General features: G+C 38.1%; 5 protein-coding genes and 3 pseudogenes. 5 read left to right on the top strand and 3 right to left on the bottom strand.

Annotation, left to right across the window (positions count from 1 at the left end; translation table 11 throughout):
- Together CBG25_RS05135 and CBG25_RS05130 are read right to left on the bottom strand one after the other, a co-directional pair.
- A partial coding sequence (locus CBG25_RS05135) for a hypothetical protein (protein WP_290604058.1) occupies nt 1-197 on the bottom strand: 197 nt, incomplete at its 3' end.
- A gap of 68 nt (nt 198-265) precedes the next feature.
- Nucleotides 266-559: pseudogene (locus tag CBG25_RS05130) on the bottom strand (putative sulfate exporter family transporter); the annotation flags it as partial.
- Nucleotides 560-730: 171 nt separating this feature from the next.
- Between CBG25_RS05130 and CBG25_RS05125 the strand changes: the two are divergent.
- From CBG25_RS05125 to CBG25_RS05105, 5 genes and pseudogenes are all read left to right on the top strand, one after another.
- Nucleotides 731-1,593, top strand: a pseudogene (locus tag CBG25_RS05125) (LysR family transcriptional regulator).
- Between the two features lie 146 nt (nt 1,594-1,739).
- Nucleotides 1,740-3,227 (top strand): amino acid permease, encoded by a 1,488-nt coding sequence (locus CBG25_RS05120; protein ID WP_290605023.1) that lies wholly within the window; start codon nt 1,740-1,742, stop codon nt 3,225-3,227.
- Between the two features lie 253 nt (nt 3,228-3,480).
- A complete protein-coding gene (locus CBG25_RS05115; protein ID WP_290605024.1) occupies nt 3,481-4,563 on the top strand; it encodes an ABC transporter substrate-binding protein in 1,083 nt (360 codons plus the stop codon).
- 9 nt (nt 4,564-4,572) lie between these two features.
- Nucleotides 4,573-5,664, top strand: a complete 1,092-nt coding sequence (locus CBG25_RS05110) for an iron ABC transporter permease (protein ID WP_290605022.1) — start codon at nt 4,573-4,575, stop codon at nt 5,662-5,664.
- A complete protein-coding gene (locus tag CBG25_RS05105) occupies nt 5,664-6,449 on the top strand; it encodes an ABC transporter ATP-binding protein (protein WP_290605020.1) in 786 nt (261 codons plus the stop codon). The genes CBG25_RS05110 and CBG25_RS05105 overlap by 1 nt, the downstream gene beginning before the upstream one ends.
- Nucleotides 6,450-6,611: 162 nt before the next feature.
- On the opposite strand, the pseudogene CBG25_RS05100 reads toward CBG25_RS05105, so the two are convergent.
- Nucleotides 6,612-6,823: pseudogene (locus tag CBG25_RS05100) on the bottom strand (hypothetical protein); the annotation flags it as partial.

Genomic DNA, 6,823 nt, shown 5'->3' with positions numbered 1-6,823 from the left:
CTTTTTTTGTCTATAGAAGGTTCAACTAATCGCCATAGGTCTTTAGGGCGGAAACATCTACTTTTTAACCATCGGCTAACCGTGTCATGAGATAAAGGCGATGGGCTGACTTCTGATAACGCCAAACTAGAGTATCTTACACTGCTTACTTGCAAGAATATTTTATAGATATCTTTAATGCATGGATAACCGGACAAAATATGAACATCCTGATTTTTTCTTGTTTTTAAATTTATACTTCTTTTTTAGAGACTGCGAAACTCGTGATTTGTTGAAATGTCAAACGAAAACCGTACAAAATAATCCCGGTTCTTAATAAATAATGTTTAGCGAATTTGATCCCTTCATCACAAACGGGTTTTACGGCAAAATAAACGGTGTTTCCAATCACAATGCCCAATAAAATCGCCAAGCTTAGAGCACTTAGTCCAATATTGGCAAACCATTCGTTATTACCAAGATAAACGGCAATAGTAGTTACAAAACCCGTTAATAGTAAGCTAGGGATAAATTTAAAATTTTTATGCTTAATAGGTGTTGCCATAACTGTTTTAACCATAGGTTTATGCAATATGCATTATCTCATTCTGTTGTAAGCATATATCATTAGCATCTATCTTTAAAATGGATTATTTTTGTATTATCTATTAATAAAAGTGGTAAGTTAATAGTTGGCTAGATTATTATGATAGCTTGATTTATGTGATTAATTAATAAAGTGAGCATTGTTATGCGAATAACCCTTAGACAACTTGAAGTTTTTATTGAAATTTTACAATGTGGCTCAACAACACAGGCTGCTCAATCATTGTCATTATCCCAATCAGCTGTAAGTGCTGCTTTAACAGATTTGGAGTCCCAACTTGAGGTGCAGTTATTTGATAGAGTTGGTAAACGTTTAGTTACTAATGAATATGGTCGGCTATTATATCCAAAAGTATTCGCGTTACTTGAACAGGCGACAGAAGTTGAAAAGATTTAAAAAAAGGCTTAGGTGCCGTAAAATTAGCAGCAAGTACGACAATTGGTAACTATATATTGCCAGGGAAATTGATACATTATCGTCATAATAATCCGACTATTCCTTTTGAATTATTAATAAATAATACTACGGAAGTGATTAAAGCGGTACAAGAATTCAGGGTTGACTTAGGATTAATTGAAGGTAGCTGTTATGAATCAGAATTGATCACTATACCATGGAAAAAAGATCAGCTGGTGGTATTTTGTGCGCCAAATAACCCACTGGCAGGCCGTCAATTAAAGCAACATGAGCTAGAAAATGTGGGCTGGATTTTGCGTGAAAGCGGTTCAGGAACCCGCAATATTGTTGATCAACTGTTATTAAGTAAACTAACTCAGTGCAATATTTTAATTGAATTTAATAATTCTGAAGCCATTAAGCATGCAGTTATGAATAGCATGGGAATAAGCTGTTTATCTTCACTCACGATTGAAGAGCAATTAAAAAATGGCTCATTGGTTGCGTTAAATATCGATAAACTCGAACTTTCACGTACATTATATTTAATTCATCATCAAAATAAGCATTTATCTAAGGCGTTATTACTTTTATTAGAATATTGTCAGTGAAGTTTTAATATCAAGATCCTGCGCAATACTAATAATTTTTAGTCAATTATGAAGGTATCTTATAACTGAGAATAGATGCTTATTTATAGTAACACTGTCTGTTACAATCACTGACGCTAAGATCCACGTTGAATAAAAGGTCATTAATGTCAGAACAATCAACACATACATCACAGGGCGCTACAACAAAATTGCGCCGAGAACTAAAAGCACGTCATTTGACGATGATAGCTATTGGCGGCTCTATTGGTACCGGATTATTTGTTGCTTCCGGCGCAACGGTAGCGCAAGCCGGGCCAGGTGGTGCTTTATTCTCTTATATTATTATTGGTTTAATGGTTTATTTTTTGATGACCAGTTTAGGCGAGCTTGCGGCTTATTTACCCGTTTCTGGCTCTTTTTCTACTTATGGTTCTCGATACGTTGATGAAGGCTTTGGTTTCGCTCTTGGCTGGAATTATTGGTATAACTGGGCGGTCACTATTGCTGTTGACTTAGTTGCAGCGCAATTAGTGATGGGATACTGGTTTCCTGAGATTGATGGCTGGATTTGGAGTGCGATTTTTCTGTTTATCATTTTTATGCTTAATTATATTTCTGTCAAAGGATTTGGCGAGGCAGAGTATTGGTTTTCTTTAATTAAAGTCATTACCGTCATTGTTTTTATTGTGGTTGGCATATTAATGATTATTGGCATTTTTCGTGTAGCAGGAAATGCTGGCTGGCATAACTGGCAGATTGGTGAAGCGGCTTTTGTGGGAGGCTTTTCGGCAATGATTGGGGTTGCTATGATCGTCGGTTTTTCTTTTCAGGGTACGGAATTAATTGGTATTGCTGCTGCGGAATCTAAAGATCCAGGTAAAAATATTCCTAAAGCGGTGCGCCAAGTATTTTGGCGGATTTTGTTATTCTATGTTTTTGCTATATTGGTGATCAGTTTAATTATCCCATATACGGATCCACGCTTGCTGCGTAATGAGGTGGCTGATATTAGTGTTAGTCCTTTTACCTTGGTTTTTGAAAACGCCGGATTATTATCCGCGGCTGCCGTCATGAACGCGGTTATTTTAACGGCAGTATTATCCGCTGGCAATTCAGGGATGTATGCTTCTACCCGAATGCTATTTACCTTAGCTAAAGAAGGAAAAGCACCAAAAATCTTTTCACGCTTATCACCGGGTGGGGTTCCTCGCTATGCCTTGATTGCAACTACCGTTGTAGCAGCACTCTGTTTTTTAAGTTCAATGTTTGGCAACCAGGTTGTTTACTTATGGTTACTGAATACTTCAGGTATGATCGGATTTATTGCCTGGTTAGGGATTGCTATTAGCCATTATCGTTTTCGTAAAGGTTATATGTTGCAAGGCTATGATTTAAATAAGTTACCCTATCGCTCAGGCTTTTTCCCTATTGGCCCTATTTTTGCTTTTGTTCTCTGTTTAGTCATTACATTAGGCCAAAATTATCAGGCATTTTTAGCGGACAAGATTGACTGGTATGGTGTTATTGCCACCTATATTGGTATCCCTTTATTCCTAGTCATATGGTTTGGTTATAAACTCGTCAAGAAAACCCATTTTGTTCATTATCGGCAGATGGACTTTCCTGAATATGATGAAAATTTAAACAAATAATTGTCAAAAATCCTATCAATTTTTTATTCAGGCACACGCATTTTATGGGTGTGCCGAGCGTTATTTTTTTACTTAGCTCAAAGAATAAATAAAAAAAAGTAACGTTAGCAATAATCATATTGATAATAATTATTATTTGCTTTATTGTTACGCGCAAATCGGATCAGTTGAATGGAGGGGCAATCAAGTGAAGTTTGCGTGTAGTTTTGTCACCAAGGGCGTTAATGGTTGTTTATTAGCGGGTGTAACGTTAATGACATCGTTTGCCGCATGGTCAGTGAAGGTTACTGATGTAGCGGGTCGCACTGTTCAGATACCGGAGAAGGTAAATCGCATTCTGTTGGGAGAAGGACGCTTATTTCATGCGATTGCTTTACTGGAAGGAAATAAACCTTTAGCGCGCATTGTTGGCTGGCAAGGTGATTTTCGTAAACTTGATCCACAATCATATGCGGTTTACAAAGCCAAGTTTCCAGAAATTGACAAAATTCCTTTAATTGGTAATACCAGTGCTGAAAGTGTTAGTGCGGAAAAAGTAGTAACCTTAAATCCTGATATCGCTATTTTTGGCTTATCCGGGCACAGCCCAGGCAAAAATAGTGAATTGGTCATGCAACTCGATAAGGCTGGTGTGCCAGTTATTTTTGTTGATTTTCGTAGTGAGCCACTAAAAAATACTTTACCGAGTATTCACTTATTAGGTAAGGCTTTGCATCGGGAGCAACAGGCTGAAAAATACGCCAATTTCTATGAAAAAAATCTTAAGTTAGTAACGGATATTACCAATAAAATTGCTAACGATAAAAAACCCACTGTTTTTATTGAATTAAGAGCGGGCTCGTCCGAAGACTGCTGTGGTACGGCTGGAAACGGTAATATGGGCAATTTTATTGATTTAGCCGGTGGGATAAATATTGCTAAAAATGCGTTACCCGGACCATTAGGGATGATGAACCTTGAGAAGGTCATTGCTGATGATCCTGCAATTTATATTGCCAGTGGAACCAAGATGCCTGGCAGCAAAGAGCTAGGAGTACAATTAGGTGCTTTATCGTCAGAGCAAGCAGCCATAACCAGTTTAAGCAAAATAACTGAGCGTAAAGGTATCAATACCCTTACAGCCGTTAGAGATGGTCGCAGTTATGCTATTTGGCATAATTATTATAATTCGCCCTATAACGTTATCGTGACACAAGTTTTTGCTAAATGGTTCTATCCAGATAAATTTGCCGATTTGGATCCGCAAACTACGATGAGAGAGTTATATAGTCAATTTTTAGCGATAGAGCCAACGGGCGTCTACTGGGTTAGCCAAGACTTATTAAAAAGCAGGTAATTATTTTCAATGAGTATGACAACTGAACCTATGTCAGCTATTAAGCAGCAAGCTAATCATGATGGCATAAATATTAAGGCTCATTATCAATATATATTGAAACGCCGTATTATATTGATGATGGCAATCATTATGTTAATTGTGCTGTCATTAGTGATTGATTTTACCTTGGGGCCATCAGGTCTTTCATTAGCCAAGTTATGGCAAACATTGGTCTCACCAGCGAGTGTTGATATTGGTACTCAGGTGATTGTTTGGGATATTCGCTTACCCTATGCATTAATGGCTGTCACTGTTGGTATGTCACTTGGACTGGCGGGTGCTGAAATGCAGACCATCTTAAATAATCCGCTAGCCAGTCCTTTCACATTAGGTGTTTCTAGTGCCGCGTCTTTTGGCGCCGCATTAGCGATCGTTTCTGGCATTGGCATTGCTGGGATCCCTGAACAATGGTTTATTTCGGTTAATGCTTTTATTTTTGCTTTACTAGCGGTCTTAATGCTAGATGCGATCACCCGTTGGACCCGCATTGCAACTTCCGGCGTGGTACTATTTGGTATTGCATTAGTATTTACCTTTAATGCATTAGTTTCGATGATGCAATTTATTGCCACGGAAGATACCTTACAGGGACTAGTCTTCTGGACGATGGGCAGTTTGGCAAAGGCAACTTGGACTAAGCTGGCAATGATGGCCGCCATTTTTGCGGTCATTTTTCCCATTTCCATCATGAGTGCCTGGAAGTTAACTGCACTACGTTTAGGTGAAGATCGTGCAATCAGTTTTGGTATTGATGTCCGTCGGTTGCGTTTGGCGACATTATTAAGAATTAGTATGTTGGCGGCTTTATCCGTTGCTTTTGTCGGTCCTATTGCTTTTATTGGTTTAGTCGCTCCCCACATTGCTCGCATGATGTTTGGCGAAGATCATCGATTTTATTTACCGGCCAGTGCCTTAATTGGTGCTTTAGTGTTATCGCTAGCTTCGATTGCATCAAAGAACATTATTCCAGGCGTCATTATACCTGTTGGTATTGTCACTTCTTTGGTTGGCGTTCCCTTTTTCTTAAGTATGATCTTGCGACATAGAGGTAATATTTAATGATAAAAGGATTACGAATAAATCAATTTAATGCAGGTTATCCTAAATGTCCGGTGATCCAAAATTTATCCACCAATATTTTACCAACTGGGAAAATTACCGTTTTACTTGGGCCAAATGGTAGTGGTAAATCTACGTTATTGCGTTCTTTAGCTGGATTAAATAGCGCTGCTGGCCAGTTATGGTTGAATGGGCAGGATTTAATGGCGATGAATTTTGCTCAACGTGCCAAACAAGTGGTTTATTTACCTCAATCATTACCAAGTGGTGTTCATTTACATGTGCTGGAATCGATTATTGTTGCCCAACGTGCTGCCGGCGGAAATTGCGATCAAATTTGCCAATTAGAGGTTATGAAACTACTACGGCAATTAGGCATAGAGCATCTGGCACTGTGTTATTTAGATCAGTTGTCAGGTGGACAAAAGCAGCTAGTGGGTTTGGCACAATCACTTATTCGGCAACCAAAGCTATTGTTACTCGATGAACCATTAAGTGCACTGGATTTAAATTATCAATTTCATGTTATGGATTTAATTGCTAAAGAAACTAAGCGCAGAGATATTATTACTATCGTTGTTGTGCACGATATTAATATTGCCTTAAGACACGGTGAACACATATTAATGTTAAAAGAAGGTCGTTTGGTTGCAGAAGGTGCGGCTCGAGAGGTTATTACACCTGAAAATTTGGCTGATGTTTATGGTGTAGTTGGACGCATTGAACACTGTTCGCAAGGGGTTCCTCAAGTATTAATCGATGGATTAGTCGCTAATTTATTCTAATTAAAAATATCAAATTAATTAGGCTGTGCTTTTCGAGTGAAATAAAAAATTAATAAAAAGACAGGGAAATTAATTTCACTGGCATTTGAGTGTATGTCGATTATCTGACTAATAAATAATCCTGGTATTTCTTGGAGAATAGGGCACGAGTTTCGCACAAAACTAATTTGGGTACGCTAATAAAACACGGATGTGCTCAGCAATAGCATTTTTGATTACGTCCCAATTTTGTTGATAAAGGGTTATTTTTTCAGATATACGACGTTTATGTTGTTCAAACCACGCAGAAATAGCGAGAAAAATATGATTTCTTTGCGCTCGGCTCGTGCGAGCCTGACAGCGTTCAATACCACAATTTTGTTTAACTTCTCGAT

It is taken from the genome of Arsenophonus sp. ENCA, assembly GCF_002287155.1.
GTDB classification, from domain to species: Bacteria; Pseudomonadota; Gammaproteobacteria; order Enterobacterales; family Enterobacteriaceae; genus Arsenophonus; species Arsenophonus nilaparvatae.
Note: the sequence above shows the minus strand (reverse complement) of the source record. Positions and strands in the feature narration are given on the sequence as shown.

Excerpts from the sequence above, each read along its gene's own strand:
- CBG25_RS05120 (WP_290605023.1), top strand. The coding sequence starts at position 1,740 with ATGTCAGAACAATCAACACATACATCACAGGGCGCTACAACAAAATTG.
- CBG25_RS05115 (WP_290605024.1), top strand. The coding sequence starts at position 3,481 with ATGACATCGTTTGCCGCATGGTCAGTGAAGGTTACTGATGTAGCGGGT.
- CBG25_RS05110 (WP_290605022.1), top strand. The coding sequence starts at position 4,573 with ATGAGTATGACAACTGAACCTATGTCAGCTATTAAGCAGCAAGCTAAT.
- CBG25_RS05105 (WP_290605020.1), top strand. The coding sequence starts at position 5,664 with ATGATAAAAGGATTACGAATAAATCAATTTAATGCAGGTTATCCTAAA.